Here is a 23,253-nt window from a genome sequence, read left to right on the forward strand (position 1 = left end):
CTTATATTTTATTAATCAATTTGCAATTGAAAGGAATAGCAAACTCCCTTCTTGATCGATTTCAAATTTAAAGTGAGATAAATAGTTCATGCCTAATAATCCATCATAACGACTTCTAAAATTCATAACAGCAAAATTTTCGTCAGCAACGACAAACTCACCAATTCCGATGGTAGAAGATTCGTACACGGGCGCTGTTACCATTCCACCTGCGGTATTAAATTGCATCATAGATTGTCGTCGAACTTTAGTACCTCTGAGGCGATGTAATGCCTCTTTAGTCAACACGGTCATGGATGCTCCTGTATCAATTAGCAGGCGGAACAACGCACCGTTGATCTCAACATTGACAATGAAATGGTTGCCCGATTTGGTGAGTGGAATAGCTTTACTGGTAATTGCAGTCTCTTCTCCTTGAGCTCTAAGGATATCGAGCTTTTGTTTTGCGTTTGGTACAAGTCGCCATTGTTCATAAAAATAGTCGAAGCTGACCCAATCGCCGTCATTGACAAGATGCTTAGCGTAAAAGGCATGAAGCGTGGTCCATTGATTAATTGCCAACAGAGTATCTTTGTACCTGTGATAAAGGTCGGACAGCGCCGTTGTGTTGTCAGCACTATCCAAATCACGTCCGTATTGTTTTAACAAGGAAGTGAAACGTAATGTGGCTCGTTCGGCAATGTCTGGATCGTCCGTCTGCTCAATGATCATTTTATAATTATCAAGGGCATCTTCGTAGTCTCCGAGTTGTTCGAGTATGTCTCCTTCTGCTAACAATAAATCTGAGTTGTAGGGGAATCGAGTTAATAAGTCCCTAATATCAGAAAGCTGAAGGTAATATGCTTGGTGTGAAATAACACGAAGGTAATCAGCTACGTCTTGTTCCTTTAACTCGTCTAACGGTGTGGATAAGAGTTGCTCTCGTGAAGATGTTGCGGTGTCGTTTTTTGCAAAGTTGTTGCCCTTTAATCTGTTCGAGCCAAAGTGATTTGTGTCACTAATTCCAGTTTCATTGTTATCTACTGTAGTGCGCTTCTTCGCGGAGCTTGGCGAATGGCTTGCTGTTGTATTATTTGAAGCCGTTGAGGTACCCACGATTTTCTCAGTATCGTGATTATGGACGAACGACGTAGATAAGGGGCTTTGCTGAGGTTGTTCGTGTTCTTGAAAGAACAGTTGCGGTAAAAAGTTAACGGCGATGAAAATACCTAGTAGAACACCAATGAGCGTGACAGAAATGAGAGTAAGTGTCGTCTTGTTCATTGGTGTCGTCCGTTTTCTAATGAACCCCTATTTAATCAGATCGTATTCATTTCGCAAGATATCGATGATTTCTTGTTTAGGATTGGATGATAATTGGATCGCTTGACCAGTGACTTTTTCGGCAATGTTTCTGTAGGTTTCCGATACTTCCATCATAACATCGACCGGAAGTGCATTGTTTTTGGCTAGTGCTTCACGTTCATCCATTCGGTTTTTGTTCAGCAGAATGTCAGGATCTTCAAACCGATTGAGTAGCATTTGCCTGAATCCTTCTTTCGAGTTTTCAACCACCTGACCGTTCTCAAAGGATTTCTCATCCCATATTCTTGATGAATCTGGGGTACCCACTTCATCCATATAAATAAGTTTGTCATTGCCCGCTGCGTCTTTTACGTAACCAAATTCAAATTTGGTATCGACAAAAATTTGATCGATTTTGGCAAGTTCTTCACTAATTAAATCGAAACCTTCAGTAAGAAGTTTTTGATACAGTTCTACGTCTTCAATTGACTTAAAGTTGAATGACTCAAAATGATCTTTGATGTCTTGGTTTCGAATGTTTGCATCATCCGCTTCTGGGACATTAGGGATGCCGCGTAATATACCTTTAGTTGATGGCGTGATAAGTATTTGATCAAGCTTTTGGTTTTTGGTTAGGCCTTCAGGTAATTTAATTCCACAAAATTCACGTTCGCCTTTTTCATAGCTTCGCCACATAGATCCCGTAATGTACTGTCTAGCTATGGCTTCGATCATAACGGGTTTGGCTTTTTGTACTATCCAGACGAAAGGATGAGGAATGTCTAGGATATGGCTGTCGGCCAGACCATTTTCTTTAAATAACTTAAACCAGTGGTTAGATACTGCGTTAAGTGCTGCACCTTTACCAGGTACACCATTTAAACCGTTCTCGCCGTGCCAAACGCAATCAAAGGCTGAGATACGGTCACTAATGACCATAATAGCAAGCGGCGTTGCAGGGTCGACATCATAACCTTTTTGCTCAATCAAGCGACGACTATCTTCAATCGTAAGCCAATAAACAGAGCGAACTTTACCACTGTGAACAGGTAAGTCGGTTTTGATAGGGAGATCATTATTAACAGCTAATACAGATTGCGCCAGCTTCATTTAATTTAGGTCCAAAAAAGGTATGGGAGGTGGCTCTAAAGTTTATCAAAGCTAGTAATAAAAAAAAGGCTGTAATAACAGCCTTTTTGATATTTATTTTGTGATTAAAACTTTGAACATTAAAGTTTGAACTTGGATGCAGCCTCAAGTAGGTCATCTGAAAGTGTATGCAAACTCTTAGAGACGTCACGAATACCATCAAGTGCTTCAAGTGATGCACCAATAGATTGATTCATGTCGTTGACATTTGTCATCACTGTATTTGCGACAGATGTTTGTTGCTCGGTTGCTGTCGCGATCTGGGTATTGAGGCCATGAATTGTATTAATATGACTTGCAATTTTGTTGACAGAGTCGCCCGTTTGAGCGGCGTATTGTTCGTTACGTTCAGCCTGGGCACTGGCACTTTCCATCGACTCAACAGAAGCAGTAGCTGCATCGGTCAGAGCGTTGAGTAGTTCTCTAATTTCCGTTGTGGACTTTGAGGTACGTGATGCTAACTCTCGGACTTCATCAGCAACAACGGCAAAACCTCGACCTTGCTCACCAGCACGGGCCGCTTCGATCGCCGCATTGAGTGCTAACAGGTTAGTTTGTTCTGCGATAGAAGTAATAACATCCAAAATTTGATTTACATTTTGGGTATCTTCGGCCAACTTGTGGATGACCGAAGAGGCACCTTTAATTTCGTTATTTAATGCTTGTGAAACGGCCATCGATTGATTGAGGATTTCTAAGCTTTGGTTGGCTTCCTGCTCAGCGTTTTCGGTTGCCACTGCCGCTTCGTTGGCTGAGCCTGATATTTCATTCACACTTTGGTTCATCTCTTCCATGGACTGCTTAACCATTTCAGAGTCTTCGCTTTGCTTGTGCATTGATGACTCAGCCGTCTCCATACGTTGAATAAGACGAGTTGAGTTGTCGAGTAATGGTTGCACCACAGCCATTACGTCACTGATAGCACTGCGAAGCACGTCCATAAAACCATTAAAGTTTTTGGACATTTGACCAATTTCATCTTCACTTTTTACTTTTAGCTTAGAGTTTAAGTCACCGTCTCCTGCCGCTAGTTCACCTAACGTCGCGGCTGCGTCACTTGCAGACTCTCTGATTACTTTACCGATGAAAAAGCCTAATGCAGCGACACAAAGGGTCAATATAACTGCGATAACAATACTTTTTACAATTGCAGACTGAGAGCGTTCTTTCGCGTTTTCTGCTAGCTCGACATATTCGCGGTCAGAGTTGGATTTGTATTGTTCTAAATTGTCATTGAGCTGTTTGAATAGCTCAGCTTTGGTTTTACTTTGCTCTTGTATGACTTCAAAGTCGGCATTACCTGAGATAAATGCGACGACAATTGCTTTTGCGATTTCATTGTATTTGGCGAGTGTTGTCTCGAATTGAATGAGCTTTTGTTGGTTCGCCTTATCAAGACTTTTGATTTGATCGATGTTTGATTGCAGAACTTGATACTCTTGCTCTGCAGTGTTTATTAGTTCTTCATCTCCAAAGGAAACTGCTTGAGTGTATAGCTCGTCGATCCGATTGATGATGAACGAGTTAGCAGTTGATATTTTTGCAATTTGATATCGGCGATCTTTAAGTTCGTCAATATTCTCATTGTTTTGTTGACTGGCAATGGCGTTTAAAACAATAACCACTACAAGTGCGATCAATGCGATTAAAGTAATGACATTGATTTTGATGAAAACACTTAAATTTTGAAATTTATTCACACTGCATCTACCTATCAGATTTATCAAAGCCTAAGTTATATCGGCTTTGCAGTGCAAAGCCTTAGATATAACGCAGTCAAAGTGAAGCAGTTGCTGATTTTGTAACCATAACTGCTTGTATCGACTTAAGTTTAGACAAAGAATCTCATCTAACAAGAAATCAAATAAATTATATTAACTACGGATCCCAATTCCTTTGTTAATAAGTGTCATCGCGATTGCAAAAAACACCACCACAAAGGCAATGATCATGCCGACTGCAACCGACAAATCTACATCGGATACACCCAAGAAACCGTATCTAAACGCGTTTACCATGTAGACAATAGGGTTAATCTTAGACACAGTTTGCCAAAACTCAGGTAGTAGACTGAGACTATAGAAAACACCACCTAAATAAGTCAGAGGCGTCAAAATAAAGGTTGGAATAATAGAGATATCATCAAATGAATTGGCAAATATAGCATTCATAAGTCCTGCTAGTGAGAAGACCATTGAAGTCATCAGCACCGTTAGCACTAGGATTGAGATACTGTGAATTTGAATATCAACAAATAACATTGAGACACAAGTAACAATCAAACCAACAAGCAGTCCTCGCAACATACCGCCACCCATAAAACCTAGTACAATGACGTAGTTAGGGACCGGCGCTACGAGCATTTCTTCAATGTTACGTTGAAATTTGGCGCTGTAGAACGAACTCGCTACGTTAGAATATGAGTTAGTAATTACCGACATCATGATAAGTCCAGGCACGATAAACGACATATAGTCGTAACCGCCCATTTCGCCGATACGAGAACCAATCAAATTACCAAAAATAACGAAATAGAGCGTCATAGTAATCGCTGGTGGTACCAAGGTTTGAACCCAAATTCTTAAAAATCGCGTACATTCTTTGATAAGTATTGCTTTAAGTGCAACTGAGTACATGCCCATTATGCTGCGGCTCCTTTTTTACCTTCTTCAACCAGGCGAACAAATAGTTCTTCTAAACGGTTTGATTTGTTTCTCATACTTAATACTTGAACCCCTTGTTCAGTCAGCTGACTAAACACCTTGTTTAGGCCTTGCTCTTTGGCGACTTCAACTTCAAGCGTGTGATTGTCGGTCGCGACGCAATTAAACCCCTCTAGTTTTGGTGCTGTCTCAAACTCACTAGTATCAAGAATGAAGGTTTCCATGTTTAGCTTGGCTAATAGGTTTTTCATTGACGTATTTTCACCGATGACACCTTTATCGATAATCGCAATGTTACGACACAGCATTTCTGCTTCTTCAAGGTAGTGAGTGGTTAAAATGATGGTAATACCTTCGTCTTTGTTGAGTTTTTGTAAAAACTCCCACATGCTGCGCCTGATTTCTATATCAACACCTGCGGTTGGCTCATCAAGGATAAGTAACTTTGGTTCGTGCATTAAGGCACGGGCAATCATAAGTCGACGTTTCATACCGCCAGACAAAGTGCGAGCTTGAGAGTCACGCTTTTCCCAAAGGTCAGTTTGTTTTAGGTACTTCTCTGCACGCTCAAAAGCGGTGGCACGGTCCACACCGTAATAACCAGCTTGGTTTACAACAATTTGGCGAACCGTTTCGAATTGGTTGAAGTTAAATTCTTGAGGAACCAATCCAATGAAAGACTTTGCTTTTTCTAAGTCCGTATCGATGTCATGGCCAAAGACTTTTACTGAACCAGCCGTTTTGTTTACTAACGAGCTAATAACACCAATCGTTGTTGATTTACCCGCGCCGTTAGGGCCTAACAAGGCAAAAAAATCACCTTCGTTCACGTTTAAGGTGATGCCTTTTAATGCTTCAACTGTCCTGCTCTTGGACTGGTAGGTCTTTTTTAAATCTGATATTTCCAGTGCGTACATAATTTATCGAGTCTCGCTCAAAATAGATTGTTTAATTGGTGTAGCCCCAACGAGGCACTAAAGATTGTTCAATATTGAGATGGTCCATTATTCTTGCGACCATAAATTGCACTAAGTCATCGATACTTTTGGGATGGTGATAAAAGCCAGGCGCCGCCGGCATAATAGTTACCCCTAAGTTAGATAACTTTAGCATATTCTCTAGATGAATAGAGGAGAATGGAGTTTCACGCGGGACGATGATGAGTTGCCCACGCTCTTTGATGACTACGTCTGCGGCCCTTTCTAGTAGGTTGTCAGATGTACCATTGGCAATAGCTGATAAGGTTCCGGTTGAACATGGTACAACGACCATTTGTTTTGGCGCTGCCGAGCCGGAAGCCGGAGGTGAAAACCACTGGTCTTTGCCAAGCGCGATAATTTGATGTGGTGCAGCGTCAAAATGAGTTTCGCACCACTGGCTGGCTTTTTCAGGGTTACCGGGCATATCTAAGTTTGATTCTGTTTTTAACACAACTTTGGCCGCAGAACTGATCAGCAAAAAAATTTGATAGTTGGCGTTTACTAACTGCTTGATTAACTCTAGCGCATAAGGTGCGCCAGAAGCCCCAGTCATTGCTAGGGTTATGCGCCCGGCAAATTCACCACTGTGGTATTTATTTGATACGGCACCACCAGTATTGGCACTATCACGCTTCGTGTTGTCAGGGTTAGAAGACATTTGAACAGTCCTATTGTAGGGCGAGAATTAACTTTTCGTGGATGCCTTGAAACCCACCATTACTCATCACCACTATATGGTCACCTTTGGTGGCAAGATCAACGGTTCGTTGCACAATTTTATCCACATTATTCACAAACTCTGTCTCAACTGAGTTTTCAGGAACCGCACATCCCCAGTTATCACTTGGTTGATAAACAAAAACCATATCGGCATCTTGCCAGCTATGTCCAAGCGTATCGGCATGAACGTCTGATTTCATCGTATTGGAACGCGGTTCAATAATGGCTATGATCCTTTGTTTTCCAACTTTTGCTCTTAGTCCTGCAAGGGTAGTTTTAATTGCGGTTGGGTGGTGAGCAAAATCATCGTATATAGCGATATCATTGGCGTTGGATCTTAACTCCATGCGGCGCTTGGCATTAATAAATTCGCTCAAAGCGTCAATACATATTTCAACCGCCATCCCACAGTGACGTGCTGCAGCTAATGCCATAAGAGCATTATGGACATTGTGATGGCCACTCAGTTGCCAATTGACTGTGCCCACGTTTTTATCGTTAAGAAATACATCAAACGTACTGCCATCTATTTGACCAAGAGAGTTTGGTTGAAGCTTCGCATGCCAGCTTGATTGGGCGTCTGGTGAAACATGAGATATTTCGTCGTTTGTTTCTGGTTTCGGTATTTTAGATAAAGGTTTTGGGTCTACGTTGATGGTTTCTATAGGCGACCAAAGGCCCTTGTCTAAGGTTTCTTGGATAGCAGGCACGGCTGTGTCACATAATAATAAGCCATTGCCCGGAAGAGTTCGGATTAGATGGTGAAACTGGGTTTGGATGGCCGCTAAATCCGAGAATATATCAGCATGATCAAACTCAAGATTGTTAAAAATAAGTGTCTTAGGTAAATAGTGAACAAACTTACTGCGTTTATCAAAAAACGCTGTGTCGTATTCATCAGCTTCAATTACAAAAAACGGACTTTCACCTAAGCGAGCGGAAACCTCAAAGTTGCCAGGGACGCCACCAATTAAATAGCCAGGTGACATGTCACAAGACTCAAGAAGCCACGCAACCATACTAGCGGTACTGGTTTTGCCGTGTGTACCACTAACAGCAACAACCCAACGATTTTGCAAGACTTCTCTTTTTAGCCATTCAGGTCCAGAGGTGTAAGGGATATTTCTAGCTAGAACAAACTCAACCGCTTCATTGCCGCGGCTAAGTGCATTACCAATGATGACTAGGTCAGGCTCGACTTTAAACTGCTCACGGCTCCAGCCTTGAGTGAGCTCGATACCTAAAGACTCTAGCTGAGTCGACATCGGTGGGTAAACGTTTAAGTCAGAGCCAGTCACTTTGTGACCGAGCTGTTTGGCAATGGCGGCGATACCACCCATAAAAGTGCCGCAAATGCCAAGTATATGAATGTGCATGGAAAACCTTATAGAAAAACGCGATAGACTCAAGCTGACCTGAGTCTATCAAATTCGAGGCCTTAAGTTGCTCTAAATTGGAGAGCCTGGCGGTAATTTTGTCATATCAGTCAGTGGAATCCACTTTCTATGGTCAAAATACCAATCGAGGTGGTGGCTCAACACTCGATAAAATCCTCGATACCCAGTACTAGGGTTAGTTGTTTCTTGTTTTAGCCACGCATTGAGTTGGGCAAGAACATTAAACAAGTCCGCTTTTACTTCGATTGGCGTTTTTTCATCGCTTAATATGGCAACCAATTTTTCGACGGTCACGGCGGCGATTCGTTGTTGTACTAATGATTCTTGCGCACCTCTTAGACTTGGTTTAACTGTCGCTTCTACGATTTGAGTTAGATAATCATTGAGTGTCCAGAATTCGGAACTTTGGGCTGACTGTTGAGCAATTCGAGACAGTCTAGCTGGGTTCAATAAGCCAGTTAAAGTATGATTTGCACCCGCTGCGGCAAGGGTAATTGGGTCAAACGTCAATCCGGTCTTACTCTTTGGCGTTTCACGGTTTGCATAGCTGCCGTAGGCTTTAGGTGGAATGAGTTTACTGACAGATTGAGGCAAGGTTAGGGTTTCGCTACTAACGCTTTGTAACAATGCTTCCAAAGCCGCTTGTTGTTGTTTGGCTGAAACTGGAGCTATCGCCGTGCCTTCAACATCTTCCTTTAAGGCATAACTATACTCAATCCCACCAATCTGTTTTACAGCCGCTGTGACTTGATATCGATGAAAGTAGTAAAGCGGCATCAATATCTCTGCCAAATCAGACAACGGCTGATTTGGGGCGAGGTTATTAAGGCCAAAATCGTTTAACGCATGAGCTCTTACGGTTAGTACTCGAGTCAGTTCTGCCGCCGCATCTTTACCATTATCCCATAGGTGACCAGTTGGATGTGCACCACTTAACGGTCGTGCATCTGGGTCTGACATGTACAACAAACCTTGGCTTTGAGCCTGGCCAATAATTTCTTTTAAGGCTGCTTGCTCTTTCGATGCGCTGGTATATTGAGAATAACCGTATTTAACAACATGCTTGTCCCACTCACCAATTCCTGTGGCGTAGGCATTAGATAAATCGATTGTTCCATCATTCAGGGTAATAAGTGGATGAGGGTAATCCATTACTGAAGCTCTATCGTTTGTCGAGGCTGCAAAGTTATGGGCAATACCTAGTGTGTGGCCGACTTCATGTGCCGATAGTTGACGAATTCGGGCTAATGCCATTTCTTTAATTGCGGTTGTCTGTTCACTTAATGGGGTCTCTGTCCCTGACTCAAATGGACCTGTTAAGGCTTGTGCTAACAAGTAGTCGTGACGAACTCGCAAAGAGCCGAGGGTGACATGGCCTTTGATAATTTCACCGGTGCGAGGGTCTATGACCGATGCTCCATAGCTCCATCCTCGTGTCGCACGGTGCACCCATTGAATTGTGTTATACCTAACGTCCATTGGGTCGGCATGTTCAGGTAGCATTTTTACCTGAAACGCATTGATAAAGCCTGCAGCTTCAAAGGCTTGATTCCACCATCGAGCGCCTTCCAATAAGGCAGAGCGAACCGGCTCTGGTGTGCCTGGGTCTAAGTAATAAACAATAGGCTCTTTGGCTTCACTTTTGTCCGCCTTTGGGTTTTTCTTCTCAAGCCTGTGTCGCGGAATGACTTTAATGTCCATACTCTCGTCCAAACTAACCGCATAGTCTTTATGGCTAATACTCCAAAAGCCACTGAAAGGATGGAACACACGAGGCTTATAATTGTTATCTGGTAGTTCAATTAACGAATGGTGAGTGTGTAAGGTAATACGTTCTGGGTCGGGGGCGACTTGGCGCACGTATTTACCAGGTTTAGAGCCAGAAAAAGAAATAATGGCTTCAAGTTCGGTGTTTTTTTCAAAAGCTTTACTTCTAGCAAAATGAACGGCACTACGATGAGGGACTAATTTGAAGTTACCTTGCTTGGTGTCTTTTAGGCGCTCGCTTATACCGTGAATATCACTAAGTAAAAATGGCGTGTAGTCAATTAAGACCGTTCCTCTGTCTTTGGCTTTAATCTCAAAGCCTTCAATGACTGACTTAGCAAACGCTTGCTCGACACTCTTTCGCTCTGCATTGTTGCGACTATTCGCTCGATAGTCAGTATTGAGTTGGGTTAACAGTACCTTGTTGCCGTAATTTTCAAATTGAACAATTCGAGTAGCACCAAGTTGGCCACGGTCGAGACCGATATCGTTTGAACCTAAGCCATTAGGTAACGAGCTTTGAAATAAAAAGGGCTGTTCAAACTTATCAACTTGCAAGTAAAGCTTGTCGGCTTGTTTGTCGTAGTAAAAGGTGTAATACCCTTCGACTTTTAACATGCCTTTGCTAAATTCTTGGATACTCTGAACTTGAGCATAAGCATTTGACGTAAGTAAAAGTAAGCCAATGAAAAAGCCGGTTATCGACGTCAACCAGTAGTAAGTACGGTTTGTTAATGATGACTTAAAGCGACTTAAACCAGAATACCGTTGTTGCGGTTCGTCTACTTGGCAGAGTTCCATATGTTCACCTTTATTATAATTGCCGTTGTTATTTGAGCACTCAACGAATAAAAGAGCTTTTATAAAGATAAAAGATTCTTTGACTAAACGTTTAGATTTTAAAAGTTATTTAGATTTAAGTGTGCCCGAGTTTGTAGTTGATGTGAATACGTTTAGCTTTTGACTGTGTTTTGGTGCGATGTGTTTACAGTTTATCAATGACAGGCTTTGTAAGTTGATATGAAAGTTTTCATAAAAAGTTGTCAAATGACTGCAACTCAATTAAAAAATTGGTTAGAATGTCTGCGTTCGCCAGTACATATGAAAATAGTGAACGAATCACAATAGGCATAGACCTAACCCGTACTGACTGATCAAACTGTTAAATGTCAAATATCAATAAAAGGCTTTAAAAACAATGCAAAGATTGGCACCTGAGTTACGAAAAGATGGCGTGGAATTAGATTTGATTTCGTTAATAAGAACCATCTTAGCTGCGTGTAAGGACATTTCTTTCCGCGTAGGCCAGGCCGATCTTTCAGGTGTTTTGGGTTCTACCCTGAATGAAAACATTCAAGGTGAGACACAAAAGAAATTGGATGTATTGTCTAATCAACTGCTTAAAGACATGTTGTTAGAGTCGGGCTTTGTTCGAGCTATCGCATCTGAAGAAGAAGACGACATTGTAGAAGGAGAGCACGGCGGCCGCTTCCTAGTCGCGTTTGATCCACTTGATGGCAGCTCAAATATCGATGTAAACAGCCTTACCGGCACGATTTTCTCTATCCTTCCTGTCCCTGAAGATAAACTGGATGGAGCGCCTATCACCATGGATGACTTCTTACAACCAGGTCGCAACCAAGTCGCGGCGGGTTATGTAATGTATGGTCCGTCGACGATTTTGGCTTTGACTACCGGCAAGGGGGTTGATTTTTATACTTTAGACAAGACTCACGGGTCGTTCTTAAAGACTAGAGAAAACATCCAAATCCCAGAAGAGACGCAAGAGTTCGCAATCAATAGCTCGAATCAACACAAATGGGAAATCCCAATGCAGCGTTATATTCGCGATATTCTTGACGGTAAACAGGGCATTCGCGGCAAAAACTTCAATATGCGTTGGATTGCTTGCATGGTGGGCGATGTACATCGAATCTTGTGTCGAGGTGGTATCTTTACCTACCCAGCACACACAGACAAGCCAGAAAAACCTTACAAACTTAGACTGTTATATGAAGCCAATCCTATGGGACTTTTGGTAGAACAGGCTGGTGGTATTATCTCAACAGGTTCAGAAAACATCTTAGATATGAAGCCAACTGAACTACATCAACGTGTACCGGTTATTTTGGGTTCTAAACAAGAAGTGAAAATTTGTTTGGACTACCACAATCAATAAGTTGCGAAGCACGCTGATACACAAATTATCAGCCAACGCTCAACCTTTTTAATACGAGTAATAAATAAATCAACAGGGTTAACACTCATTCTAATAATAATAATGACAAAAACTCGTGTTCCTCAAGTCCAGTTCGGTGTGCTGGTGCAATAGACACACCGAACTGGCTTTCTTTTTACCTGATCAGCAAACACATTTTATTGTCGAAATTTGGTCCAATTTCGTTATAATTCCCCGCATTAAAATTACATCTATCTTTATATTTAAGGGTTTGACATGCCAAATTATGTAGTAGGTCACAAAGTACCTGACTCAGATTCTATTTGTTCTGCGATTGCATTATCGTACTTAAAGACGACATTAGGTGAGCCAACGGTTCCAGCGCGTCTAGGTGAACTTTCTCCAGAAACTAAATTTATCCTTGAGCGTTTTGGTTTTGAAGAGCCGGAGCTAAAGTTAAGCTACGCTGGTGAAAGCCTATACGTGGTAGACCACTCAGACCGTGTACAAGGCCCTGATGACATCGATGAAGCGACGATCTTAGGTATTATTGATCATCACAAACTTGGTGACATCACAACGTCTGCACCACTTGAGTGCTGGATTCGTCCAGTAGGTTGTACTAACACAATCATCAAGATGATGTACGACTTCCACGATGTTGAAATTCCAAAAGACATCGCAGGCGCTATGATGTGTGCAATTTTAAGTGACACAGTCATTTTCAAATCACCAACTTGTACAACGGCTGATATTAAGTGTGTTGAAGCGCTAGCTGAAATCGCAGGCATTGACGATCCAAAAGAGCTTGGCATGGAAATGTTCAAAGTGAAATCAGCAGTAGAAGATACGCCAATGCGTGACTTAGTACTTCGCGACTTTAAAGACTTCAACATGAACGGCAACCTTGTAGGTATCGGTCAGTTAGAAGTTGTTGATTTAGCTATCTTTGATTCATTCAAAGACGAACTACACGCTGACTTAAAAGCACTTCGTGAAGGAGGCAACCGTCATTCAACTATCTTGTTGTTAACAGACATCATGAAGGAAGGTTCAGAGTTATTAGTCGTTTCTGAAGACGAGAGTATCGTTGAAAAAGCCTTTGACGTGAAGCTAGAAAATGGCCGTGTTTGGATTGATGGTATTATGAGCCGTAAGAAGCAAGTTGTACCACCTCTACAAGACGCATTTGGTGCATAATTAATACCTGTCTTTATATCTCGAAGCCGTGCAATGCACGGCTTTTTTGTACCTGTTTAAAAAGTTCTAAACTGTCTGTTTTTTAGCTAGAATAGAGCTCATCTTTCGACACTCACCTACCTTCAATGGATCGCCTGTGAATCGCTTATCTCCTCAAACTTTCTTGCTTGCTATGGCGTTTGTCATGCCGTTTGTGTTTTCAACTTGGATGGCACTACTCAACAACTTCGTCATAGAAAAAGCTGCGTTTACTGGCGCGGAAATTGGTTTGTTGCAATCCATTCGAGAGATACCAGGGTTTTTGGCGTTTACTGCCATTTATGTCCTGTTATTTGTTCGCGAACAGCGTTTTGCCATCTTGTCGATTGGTGTCATGAGTGCCGGCGTCGCTGCGACAGGGTTCTTTCCTAGCGAGTACGGCTTGTATCTTACAACGCTGGTTATGAGTATTGGCTTTCACTATTTTGAAACGACCCAACAAAGTCTCACGTTACAGTGGTTGGATAAAAAAGAGTCCGCGCACTTTTTGGGTAAGTCACTCGCGGTGAAGTCCTTTGGTGCACTGTTGGCGTTTGGTGGAATTTGGCTGTTGATGGAGTGGTTTGAAGTCACCTACAAAACGACGTATTTATTGGCTGGTGGCATTGGCTTGGCCGTGGTGCTTTTGTTGTGGTTTGGTTTTCCAATGTTTGAACAGCCTGCTACACAAACTAAAAAAGTTATCTTGCGAAAAAACTACTGGCTGTATTACACACTGACCTTTTTGAGCGGTGCTCGCAGACAGATTTTTGTGGTTTTTGCTGGTTTTATGATGGTCGAAAAGTTTGGTTACAGTGTCGGTGAAATCAGTCTTTTATTTGGTGTGAACTACGTTTTTAACCTGTTATTTGCCGCCAAAATTGGTAAGTGGGTTGGCGTGATAGGTGAGCGAAAAGCTTTAACTTTAGAATATGTTGGTCTAATACTCGTTTTTGTTGGATATGCTTTTGTTAGTAACCCTCATATCGCGGCCGGTTTATATATTATCGACCATATGTTTTTTGCTTTGGCGATAGCTATAAAAACCTACCTACAAAAAATAGCAGACCAAAAAGACATCGCCGCTACTGCGTCCGTGTCATTTACCATTAATCATATCGCTGCGGTAGTGATCCCAGCGTTGTTAGGTTTAGTATGGTTATACTCGAGTACACTGGTATTTTTAATCGGCGCAGGCTTTGCTTTGTGCAGTTTAATTGCCAGCCAGTTAATTCCAAACGAGCCAACAGAAGCTTTGCCGACAACGTTAGCCAAGCCAACTACACCAGAAAAAGAGTATGTTTAAACGCCAAAGTTTTGATCGTAAAAAAAGCCGCCGACCCAGTTTTCAAAAGCGTCGCGGCGGTATAAAAGAAGCGTTGATCAATCGACAAGTATTGGTAATACACAGAGCCATCGCCGTCAAAATACTTAAAGCCCACCAGGCTGGCGACTCAAGTCTCGCAGAGCGTGTTTTAGAAACGATCTCGACTCGATATGACCTAGGAAAAATGCGTTATGGCGAGTACTTAACTTGGCAGAGTTTATTGGAAATGTTGGACTCGCCAGAGGACTTTTTAAAAGGGATGTTGGAAGACTCATTTCAGATGAACAAGTATCGTCGCCGCACACCATTTGTGGGTATTTTAACAGAAGAGGAACGTCAACAAGCGTTAGCTGAAGACGCCCTTGGTGAAATAGACGACGTAAGTGTGTTGTTCTAGAACTTTAAAAGTTGGCGCTTATTAACTTGAAAACTATGAAGCGAGTAAAGATTCTTTATCAACTAAGTGTTCTTCTAGCTGTTTTCTTTCTTCGTCATTGATTTGTGCACTGGAGTTTGTGCTGTAATCAAATTTTACCATCACACACTCACCCCAAGCGGCACGTTTCCCGCCTTGATACACTTCTTGTAAAATTGTTAGGCTCGCACCGCCTAATTTACTGATGTGAGTGCGAATTTCCACTTCTTGCCCGTAGTGGATTTGTGCTAAATAATTCACCTCGATTTTGGCGATGATCAAATTCCACTTTTTGATGTCTTGTTCTGGGTTGAATATTTTAAAAATACCTGGACGAGCGCTTTCAAACCAAACGGGAATAACGGTGTTGTTAATGTGCTGCAGACCATCTGTCTCGGCGAATCGGGGCTGTAAAGTAATACTGAACATACTGAGTTACCTGTTGTTTTTAGACATAAAAAAACGGCCAATCGACCGCTTTTTTGAATCGTCATCATGACACGTTTTATGGCATGTTTCGAGCGTAAAAAATCTCCGACATCTCTTGCCTAAGCTTGTCGTGAATTTCTTGTTGTTGTTCTTCGTTTAAGTCATCTGTCGACAAGCCAAATAAATAGTTATTTAAGTCGTTGTCTTTGATCATCATCTTGGTGTGAAACATGTTTTCTTGATACACGTTTACATCAATCATGTCGTATTGCTCAAGAATGTCATCGCCAATGAAGTTTTGAATCGAGTTAATGTCGTGGTCGATATAGTGCTTATTGCCATCTGTATCACGTGTAAAGCCACGAACACGGTAATCGAGTGTAACGATATCCGACTCTAATTCATGAATTAGGTAGTTAAGTGCTTTAAGCGGAGAAATAACACCACAGGTAGATACTTCGATGTCCGCACGGAATGTACAAATGCCATCGTGTGGGTGTACTTCAGGGTATGTATGAACACAGATGTGGCTTTTATCTAAGTGGCTTACGACGCTCTCTGGAACGGGGCCAGGTGCTTCAGACTGATCGACTTCTGAAGGTGACTTAATTTCCTCTTCACTTACCAAAATAGTTACTGATGCGCCTTGTGGGTCATAGTCTTGGCGAGCCACATTAAGAATGTTGGCGCCGATGATGTCACAGACTTCAGTTAATATATCCGTTAAACGGTCAGCATTGTATTGTTCATCGATATACTCGATGTACTCTTGACGTTGTGCTTCGGTTTGAGCGTAACAAACATCGTAAATGCAGAAACCTAAGCTTTTAGTTAGGTTATTAAAGCCGTGTAATTTAACGTTCGGTTTCAATCAGGCATTCCTCAAAAACAAATAGTGAATTAGGGCGCGGATAATATAGTAATCCCACCTAATTACAAAATGAATTTTAGTAATATAGATGGGATTCAATTGACATGCAATTCGAAGCCTAACTGCCCTTTGTTAGTTTAGATCTTTGCTCGACAGTTGAGAAATTTCTGAATTGTCTTGGTATTTTTCAAGCGTTTTCTCAATAGCTAATTGAAAGGATTGAACTAGCATAGGGTCAATGTCCGTACTCAAGGCGAAATAGTAATGCTTTGGCGGAAAACGAAAAACAATTTCAAATAAAGAAGGATTTAACCCGGCTGACATTAACGTTTCGCGCCAAGCAAACTCTCCAAAAATCCATGCATCAATTCGTTTAGCTGTTAACATGGTTCCCATACTTGTCGGGCTAGGCAACAACACAATTTGGTCCGACGGGACGTTTATTTCGTGAAGTATTTCTTCTCCTACATCACCTCTAACCGCACCGACGATATATCTCTTTAAGTTGGCTGAGTCAGTGATTTTAATCTGACGAGCTTTGAGCGCTATCACTACGTCGCTTTCAGTGGCGATGGGTCCCACCCATTGAAATTTATCTTCTCGTTCAGGAGTGCGAATTGTACTGAATAAAACGGTTTTGGGTCCTCGCAAAGCATTTTTAAACGCTCTAGCCCAAGGCTGAACTAAAATCTCATCGCGTTTAACTGGACTATCCAAGTCTGCCGATGCACTTAACAATAACTCAACTGCAAACCCTTGTAATTGATCATTTCGAATATAGTTAAACGAGGCATTGTTTTCCGTTATGTAAGTGAGTTTGTTGAGTTCTAAGGAGGAAGCAGTAACACTCATTGATAAGGTCAACACAATAGCTGCACATTCTAAAAGTAATAACCTAAAAAACATTGATTGCATCTTATACTTTCCGAAAAATAAAAACCGATGTTTCCCAAGTCACTATATTATTATGACTCTGGAAAAAATATGTGCTAATTTAATGCTACTAAATTAATGACTTTTAAACTAAACGACTTAAACAGTCGTCCGGTTTTTTTAAGTAACTAGATTTAGAAGTCGTTATTAAAGTTTAGCATTCCTAATCCAGTTTTCTAGATTGAATTAGACTCTATCAATAAGCGATGAAAAAGTAATAAATGAGCCGCTGGGCGGCTCATGGGCTAGATAAGTGAAGCGACCATGCTAGGTTAGCCGATGGTGTGCGCCCACTTGTGCGGTACTTCACAGTTGCGAAAGGTTAATCGCGCTCTAAAATCTCAAAGTCGTGAGTAATGTTCACACTTGCTTCTAACATTTTGGCGACCGAGCAGTACTTGTCAGCCGATAAACTAACAGCTCGTGCAACGTGTTTGTCACCCACGTCAACGCCTTTAACAACAAATTTTAAGTGAATAGAATTGAATACCTTTGGTACCGTTTCGGCACGTTCTGCATCAATTTCGACCCATACATCATCCACTTTTTGTTTCGCTTTCTCCAAAATGGATACGACATCAATCGCGCTGCAAGTGGCGGCTGATAATAATACCATTTCCATTGGACTCGGTGCGGTCCCAGGATTGTCACCGTCAAGAATGATCTTGTGACCAGACTCTGATTCACCAACAAAGGCCATGCCTTCTTGCCAGGTTACTTTTGCTTTCATTTTTAAACTCTAACTGTGTTTGTTTAGAACGACTTAACGAATTAGTCGAGTAAGTCAGCGATGGCCCCATCAAAAATGTTTTTGATGAGTCCGGTGAATTCCTTTACGTATTCCACGTGCTCTTGGGTTACAGGCTGCTGCCAGTGATCAAAAAGCACTTGTTGCATATCGTAAACAATACTGTCTACTTCACGAACAATAATAGAACGGTGGTTTACTTCTAAGTCTTCATGCTGACTGCAAAGCGTAATGATTTGATTAGCGATCTCATCTTCGACTAACACTTCTAAGGTTAAGTTGGGCACGATTTGGCCATTGCGCTGCGTAAAAATATCACGGCTAGAATACAAGTATTCCATCAATTCATCGTAGGCGGTTTTATCAGTGACCATTCAACTTATCCTTATTGAAAATACATTTGGGTTTTGATTAGTAAGGACTAAATTTACCCTTTAACGTTTGTACTTTCAAAGATCTTATCGGCAGACGCCGCAACAAAGCCGCTGTATAACTTACCAGGTTCGATTTCATATCGACGAGCAAACTCATAAAAACAACTTGGAATAGTGTGGGCACCATCGCTAAACTCTACAGTTGCCTTGTCGGCCATAGTAGAAGATTGCTCAAGAAGCACTTCAGGCGAGCCTTTGATTTCACCACCAGATGTATTAAGTACAAATCCTGCGGATTTTAATGTCTCATTTACAGACTCAAGTGTTTCGTATTTGGTTAGCTGATTAACACTTACTGTAAAGTGGTTAGGAATGTATCCCCAAGCAGACATCCAAGCGGCGTATTCGCTCTCGTCTAATAATGTTAGGTAATCTTGGTGACTGACTTGCCAATGTGTACCTGAGTACAAGAAGTTGTCTGCGGTTACGGCTTCTTCATCAATTTGGTCAACCATGTTGCGAATGATGGCTTGAGCTTGTTCTGAAAACTCTTCAACCAATAACTCACTGATAAAGACTTTAGGTAGCGTTTCATCTTCGTGTTCAAAGTGTTTTGCTTTTAGCTTTTTAGCTTCAAAGTCATAGTCACCACCGTCTTTATACCCTAAGGCTAAAAGATGAGCGGCTAGTTTATCTAAACTTACCTTCTCAATATTAAAGGTTCGCAGGGCAATGTGATCATTAATCACATCTTTGCCGTTGTCTTCACCTAAAAGAGCATGAATTTTTTGTGCAGAAGGAGTAACCGTTAGGTACTTTGACCACATGTTTTCAAACAGTTCGTTTACATTTGAATGCATGATATTTCCTTTGATATTAAACGTTTTGATTGGTTCTATCTAACGCGACTAACCACCGTAAATAGATAACCAACTTTTATTATTGATACGATTAAAAAAAGCGGCCTAAGCCGCTTTTATTTAGATTTTTAGGCCTGGGCTTAAAGAATCAGGCAACACCACTTCGTCAAGTTCGACTGAAGCAACTGGGTAAGCACAGTAGTCTGCGGCGTAGTAGGCGCTCGCTCTGTGGTTACCAGACTGACCAATACCACCAAATGGCGCAGCACTGCTCGCACCTGTAATTGGGCGGTTCCAGTTAACGATACCGGCACGGATACGGCTTAAGAAACGGTCGTATAACGCAGCGTCATCACTTAAAAGGCCTGCCGACAAACCGTAGCTTGTATCATTTGCCACTTTGATAGCTTGATCGAAATCACTAAAACGGAAAACTTTTAGTAATGGACCAAAGTGCTCGTCATCAGGGAAGTTAGCGATATCAGTACAGTCAATGATGCCTGGAGAAACAAAACCGGTATGCTCTTTAAGGTGAGTTAGTTCAACTAACACTTTGCCGCCAAGTTTTACTAGCGCTTGTTGTGCTTCAACCATACCTAAAGCAGCGCGCTCAGAAATCATAGAGCCCATGAACGGCTGTTCAGCGCCTTCTTCTAGAGAATCACCAACAACAATGTTCTTAGTCGCTTCAATTAACTTAGCTAAGATGGCATCGCCCTCTGGACCAACAGGTAATAGAAGTTTACGTGCACATGTACAACGCTGACCGCTTGAAATAAACGCTGACTGAATAATGTCATGAACTGCGGCATCAGTATTCTTAACGTCATTAACGATAAGTGGATTGTTACCACCCATTTCCAAGGCAAGGATTTTGCCCGGTTGAGCAGCAAACTGCTTATGTAATAAGTGGCCTGTACCAGAGCTACCAGTGAAGAACAAACCGTCAATTTGAGGGTGGTTCGCTAAGGCTTTACCCGTTTCAACTTCACCTTGAACTAAGTTAACAACACCTTTTGGTAGGCCAGCTTTTTGCCATAGTTCAACAGTAAGTTGAGCAACCATTGGGGTTAATTCACTTGGCTTGAAGACAACCGTGTTACCAGCGATTAGCGCTGGAACAATGTGACCATTTGGTAAGTGACCAGGGAAGTTATAAGGGCCGTATACAGCAACAACACCATGTGGGCGGTGACGTAACATTGCTTTACCAACTGGCATTGGGTTTTCTTTAGTGCCCGTACGCTCGTTGTAGGCTTTTTCAGAAATCGCCACTTTGCCAATCATCGCACCAACTTCTGTGCGCGTTTCCCATAAAGGCTTACCCGTTTCTTGGGCCATTGCCAACGCCATTGGTTCTTTGTATTCACCCAGCAGTTCAGAAAAACGCTTAATGATCTCTAAACGCTCTTCAACGGTCTTGTCAGCCCATGGTAAAAACGCTTCACGTGCTGCCATAACCGCGGCATCAACTTGAGCTTCGGTCGCAGATAATGCTTGCCAGATCACTTCGTCGGTCGCTGGGTTAACTGACTCAACTAAGTCGCCTTCACCCGCTAACCATTCACCGTTAATGAATTGGCCGTTTATGTATTTGTTTTCTGTATTTGACATGGTTAAATCCTATTTTAAGACCGCAGCGCGAACTTGATCACCGCCATTTACCTTCAGTATATCTGCATATTCCTGAGTCAGCGTGATCACCATTTGATCTTTGTTTAATTCAGTTTTGGCTACAGTTGCTCTAAATTCTTGAACAGACGTGTTAGAGATAATGATATTTGTGTCAGATTCAAGGGCATCAACAATTTCTACTGTATACAAGTCACTGTTTTGAACCGTGTGGATGTTGGCAATATTAGCTTCGACCGTCGGGCCACCATCGAAAATATCGACGTAGTTTTTATAGCTAAAACCTTCTGACTTAAGAAGCTTTAAGGCTGGTTCGGTGTTTTTGTGAACCTTACCAATAACAGCTTGTGCTTCTTCAGACAATAAGTTTACGTACACCGGGTACTTAGGCATTAACTCAGCAATAAAGACTTTTTGACCGATACCCGTTAAGTAGTCAGCCGTAGGAAAGTCCATTGAGAAGAAGTGCTTCTCAAGCCATTGCCAAAATGGAGAGTCGCCGTTTTCATCTGATACACCACGCATTTCTGCGATGACGGTATTTGAAAAGCGCTCTTTGTGTTGTGCTAAGAATAAGAATCGGAATTTAGAAAGTACGCGGCCAGTGATGCCTTTTCTAAAGTCTTCACGCAAGAACAAGGTACACAACTCTGTAGCGGCTGTATAATCGTTACACAGGGTCAAAATATCGGCTGTGTTATAGATATTTAGCTCGCGAGAATGATGAACTACTTTGCCTAGGTGATAATGATAAAAGGCGTCTTCAAGACCGACATACGACTCGATACCACTCGTGCCCATGATTCGACCTGTCTCGACATCTTCCATAACAAATAAAAAGCCATGCTCTTCAGGTTGTTCAGAAACTTGAGACTTAAACGATGCTTCTGCGCGTTTGATCTTGTTACTGATTAATTCTTCGTTAACCGGTAACGAAGTAAAACCATGACCTGACTCTTCTGCAATTTTTAGCAGTTCAGGATAATCTTTTTCTTGGATTGGACGAATTACAAACATCACATCTTCTTCCTATAGAAAAAAGCCAATGAAAATCATTGGCTATTTAAATTACTTCCGCCAATTAAGCTAAAAAGCTCATTATGCGTTGACGATGTTTGCAACACCTTGTTCGAATCGCGCCATACCTTCTTCAATGTCAGCCATTGGAATAACAAGAGATGGAGTGAAACGAATAACGTTAGCACCAGCGACTAGGCTCATTACACCTTGTGCAAGCGCGGCGTTTAAGAAGTCTTTTGCACGACCTGTGTACTTATCGTTAAGCTCGGCACCAACAAGAAGACCTTGACCACGGATGTCTTTAAATACATCGTATTTGTCATTGATTTCAGCAAGCTTCTTCTTGAAGATGGCTTCACGCTCTTTAACACCGTCTAATACTTCTTTTGTATTTACTGTGTCAAAAGCCGCTTCTGCAACGGCACACGCTAGTGGGTTACCACCGTAAGTAGAACCGTGAGTACCGATTTTAAGGTGTTTAGCCAATTCAGTTGTAGTTAGCATTGCACCGATTGGGAAACCACCGCCTAATGCTTTTGCTGAAGCTAGGATGTCTGGGTTTACACCAAGACCCATATATGCAAATAACTCACCTGTACGACCAACACCTGATTGAACTTCATCAAAAATCAATAATGCGTTGTTGTCGTCACATAATTGACGAACGCCTTCGATAAACTCTTTTGTTGGAGGCACGATACCGCCTTCACCTTGGATAGGCTCAAGCATAACAGCACACGTTTTGTCAGAGATAAGCTCTTTTAAGCTGTCTAAGTTGTTGTATTCAGCATGAACGATATCGCCTGGCTTAGGACCAAAACCATCAGAATAAGCTGGCTGACCGCCTACTGTAACTGTGAAGAAAGTACGACCGTGAAAGCCTTTCTTGAAAGAAATGATTTGCGTTTTGCCTTCGCCGTGAACATCTAATGCCCAACGACGTGCAAGCTTAAGTGCCGCTTCGTTTGCTTCTGCACCAGAGTTTGCAAAATATACTTTTTCAGCAAATGTGCTATCGACTAATTTTTTAGCTAAACGCAATGCAGGTTCATTTGTCATTACGTTTGAAAGGTGCCAAATTTTTTCACCTTGCTCTTTTAATGCACCGACTAAAGCAGGGTGACAATGACCAAGACAGTTGACCGCAATGCCGCCAGCAAAATCGATGTACTCTTTGTTATCTTGGTCCCATACGCGAGAGCCTTCACCTTTAACTGGAATAATCGCCGCAGGTGCGTAGTTAGGAACCATTACGTCATCAAATAAAGCACGTGTTACAGTCATGTT

Annotated in this window: 21 protein-coding genes; 4 read left to right on the forward strand and 17 right to left on the reverse strand. The window is 41.9% G+C overall.

Translation table 11 applies throughout. The features are described 5' to 3' along the window. Positions 1–15: 15 nt before the first annotated feature. From AC4E96_RS02015 to AC4E96_RS02050, 8 genes are all read right to left on the reverse strand, one after another. A complete protein-coding gene (locus tag AC4E96_RS02015) occupies positions 16–1,263 on the reverse strand; it encodes a TIGR02281 family clan AA aspartic protease (protein ID WP_490254755.1) in 1,248 nt (415 codons plus the stop codon). Between the two features lie 27 nt (positions 1,264–1,290). Then, complete coding sequence (locus AC4E96_RS02020; protein WP_488032201.1) at positions 1,291–2,394, reverse strand: phosphoribosylaminoimidazolesuccinocarboxamide synthase; 1,104 nt, start codon at positions 2,392–2,394, stop codon at positions 1,291–1,293. A 119-nt stretch (positions 2,395–2,513) separates the two neighbouring features. Further along, a complete protein-coding gene (locus AC4E96_RS02025) occupies positions 2,514–4,133 on the reverse strand; it encodes a methyl-accepting chemotaxis protein (protein WP_490254756.1) in 1,620 nt (539 codons plus the stop codon). 174 nt (positions 4,134–4,307) lie between these two features. Continuing rightward, positions 4,308–5,075: an ABC transporter permease gene (locus AC4E96_RS02030; RefSeq protein ID WP_488032199.1), complete on the reverse strand. Its 768-nt coding sequence runs from the start codon at positions 5,073–5,075 to the stop codon at positions 4,308–4,310. Next, complete coding sequence (locus tag AC4E96_RS02035; RefSeq protein ID WP_490254757.1) at positions 5,075–6,013, reverse strand: ABC transporter ATP-binding protein; 939 nt, start codon at positions 6,011–6,013, stop codon at positions 5,075–5,077. The genes AC4E96_RS02030 and AC4E96_RS02035 overlap by 1 nt, the downstream gene beginning before the upstream one ends. A 31-nt stretch (positions 6,014–6,044) precedes the next feature. Then, complete coding sequence (locus AC4E96_RS02040) at positions 6,045–6,734, reverse strand: flavin prenyltransferase UbiX (RefSeq protein WP_488032197.1); 690 nt, start codon at positions 6,732–6,734, stop codon at positions 6,045–6,047. A 10-nt stretch (positions 6,735–6,744) separates the two neighbouring features. After that, on the reverse strand, positions 6,745–8,172 hold the full coding sequence (gene mpl, locus AC4E96_RS02045) for a UDP-N-acetylmuramate:L-alanyl-gamma-D-glutamyl-meso-diaminopimelate ligase (RefSeq protein WP_490254758.1): 1,428 nt from the start codon (positions 8,170–8,172) through the stop codon (positions 6,745–6,747). A 72-nt stretch (positions 8,173–8,244) separates the two neighbouring features. Continuing rightward, entirely contained in the window at positions 8,245–10,761 is a 2,517-nt protein-coding gene (locus AC4E96_RS02050) for a zinc-dependent metalloprotease (RefSeq protein ID WP_490254759.1), read from the reverse strand. A gap of 397 nt (positions 10,762–11,158) precedes the next feature. Here AC4E96_RS02050 and AC4E96_RS02055 point away from each other — a divergent pair, with 397 nt between their 5' ends. The 4 genes from AC4E96_RS02055 (at position 11,159) to AC4E96_RS02070 (ending at position 15,081) form a co-directional block, all read left to right on the forward strand. Further along, complete coding sequence (locus AC4E96_RS02055; protein ID WP_490254760.1) at positions 11,159–12,139, forward strand: class 1 fructose-bisphosphatase; 981 nt, start codon at positions 11,159–11,161, stop codon at positions 12,137–12,139. 276 nt (positions 12,140–12,415) lie between these two features. After that, a complete protein-coding gene (locus AC4E96_RS02060) occupies positions 12,416–13,339 on the forward strand; it encodes a manganese-dependent inorganic pyrophosphatase (RefSeq protein ID WP_490254761.1) in 924 nt (307 codons plus the stop codon). A gap of 172 nt (positions 13,340–13,511) precedes the next feature. Further along, positions 13,512–14,663 (forward strand): MFS transporter, encoded by a 1,152-nt coding sequence (locus AC4E96_RS02065; protein ID WP_488032228.1) that lies wholly within the window; start codon positions 13,512–13,514, stop codon positions 14,661–14,663. Next, on the forward strand, positions 14,656–15,081 hold the full coding sequence (locus AC4E96_RS02070; protein WP_490254762.1) for a hypothetical protein: 426 nt from the start codon (positions 14,656–14,658) through the stop codon (positions 15,079–15,081). The genes AC4E96_RS02065 and AC4E96_RS02070 overlap by 8 nt, the downstream gene beginning before the upstream one ends. Before the next feature lie 33 nt (positions 15,082–15,114). On the opposite strand, the gene AC4E96_RS02075 is transcribed toward AC4E96_RS02070, so the two are convergent. The 9 genes from AC4E96_RS02075 to AC4E96_RS02115 all read right to left on the reverse strand — a co-directional run bounded on the left by AC4E96_RS02075 (position 15,115) and on the right by AC4E96_RS02115 (position 23,250). Beyond that, positions 15,115–15,528, reverse strand: coding sequence for an acyl-CoA thioesterase (locus AC4E96_RS02075; RefSeq protein ID WP_490254763.1), 414 nt, complete (start codon positions 15,526–15,528; stop codon positions 15,115–15,117). 76 nt (positions 15,529–15,604) lie between these two features. Continuing rightward, a complete protein-coding gene (gene speD / locus AC4E96_RS02080) occupies positions 15,605–16,399 on the reverse strand; it encodes an adenosylmethionine decarboxylase (protein ID WP_488032190.1) in 795 nt (264 codons plus the stop codon). A 132-nt stretch (positions 16,400–16,531) separates the two neighbouring features. Next, on the reverse strand, positions 16,532–17,314 hold the full coding sequence (locus AC4E96_RS02085; protein ID WP_490254764.1) for a substrate-binding periplasmic protein: 783 nt from the start codon (positions 17,312–17,314) through the stop codon (positions 16,532–16,534). A 340-nt stretch (positions 17,315–17,654) separates the two neighbouring features. Further along, entirely contained in the window at positions 17,655–18,062 is a 408-nt protein-coding gene (locus AC4E96_RS02090; RefSeq protein WP_488032188.1) for an OsmC family protein, read from the reverse strand. Between the two features lie 41 nt (positions 18,063–18,103). Continuing rightward, positions 18,104–18,454, reverse strand: coding sequence for a DUF3802 family protein (locus AC4E96_RS02095; protein ID WP_490254765.1), 351 nt, complete (start codon positions 18,452–18,454; stop codon positions 18,104–18,106). 53 nt (positions 18,455–18,507) lie between these two features. After that, the gene (locus AC4E96_RS02100) at positions 18,508–19,314 is read right to left on the reverse strand and encodes a 2-oxoadipate dioxygenase/decarboxylase family protein (RefSeq protein WP_488032186.1); all 807 of its coding nucleotides are present in this window, start codon (positions 19,312–19,314) and stop codon (positions 18,508–18,510) included. Between the two features lie 120 nt (positions 19,315–19,434). Next, positions 19,435–20,928: a succinylglutamate-semialdehyde dehydrogenase gene (gene astD, locus AC4E96_RS02105; RefSeq protein WP_488032185.1), complete on the reverse strand. Its 1,494-nt coding sequence runs from the start codon at positions 20,926–20,928 to the stop codon at positions 19,435–19,437. Positions 20,929–20,937: 9 nt separating this feature from the next. Continuing rightward, entirely contained in the window at positions 20,938–21,963 is a 1,026-nt protein-coding gene (gene astA / locus AC4E96_RS02110; RefSeq protein WP_490254802.1) for an arginine N-succinyltransferase, read from the reverse strand. Positions 21,964–22,044: 81 nt separating this feature from the next. Next, positions 22,045–23,250: an aspartate aminotransferase family protein gene (locus tag AC4E96_RS02115; RefSeq protein WP_490254766.1), complete on the reverse strand. Its 1,206-nt coding sequence runs from the start codon at positions 23,248–23,250 to the stop codon at positions 22,045–22,047. Positions 23,251–23,253: the final 3 nt, after the last annotated feature.

This window comes from Psychrosphaera sp., from assembly GCF_982872775.1.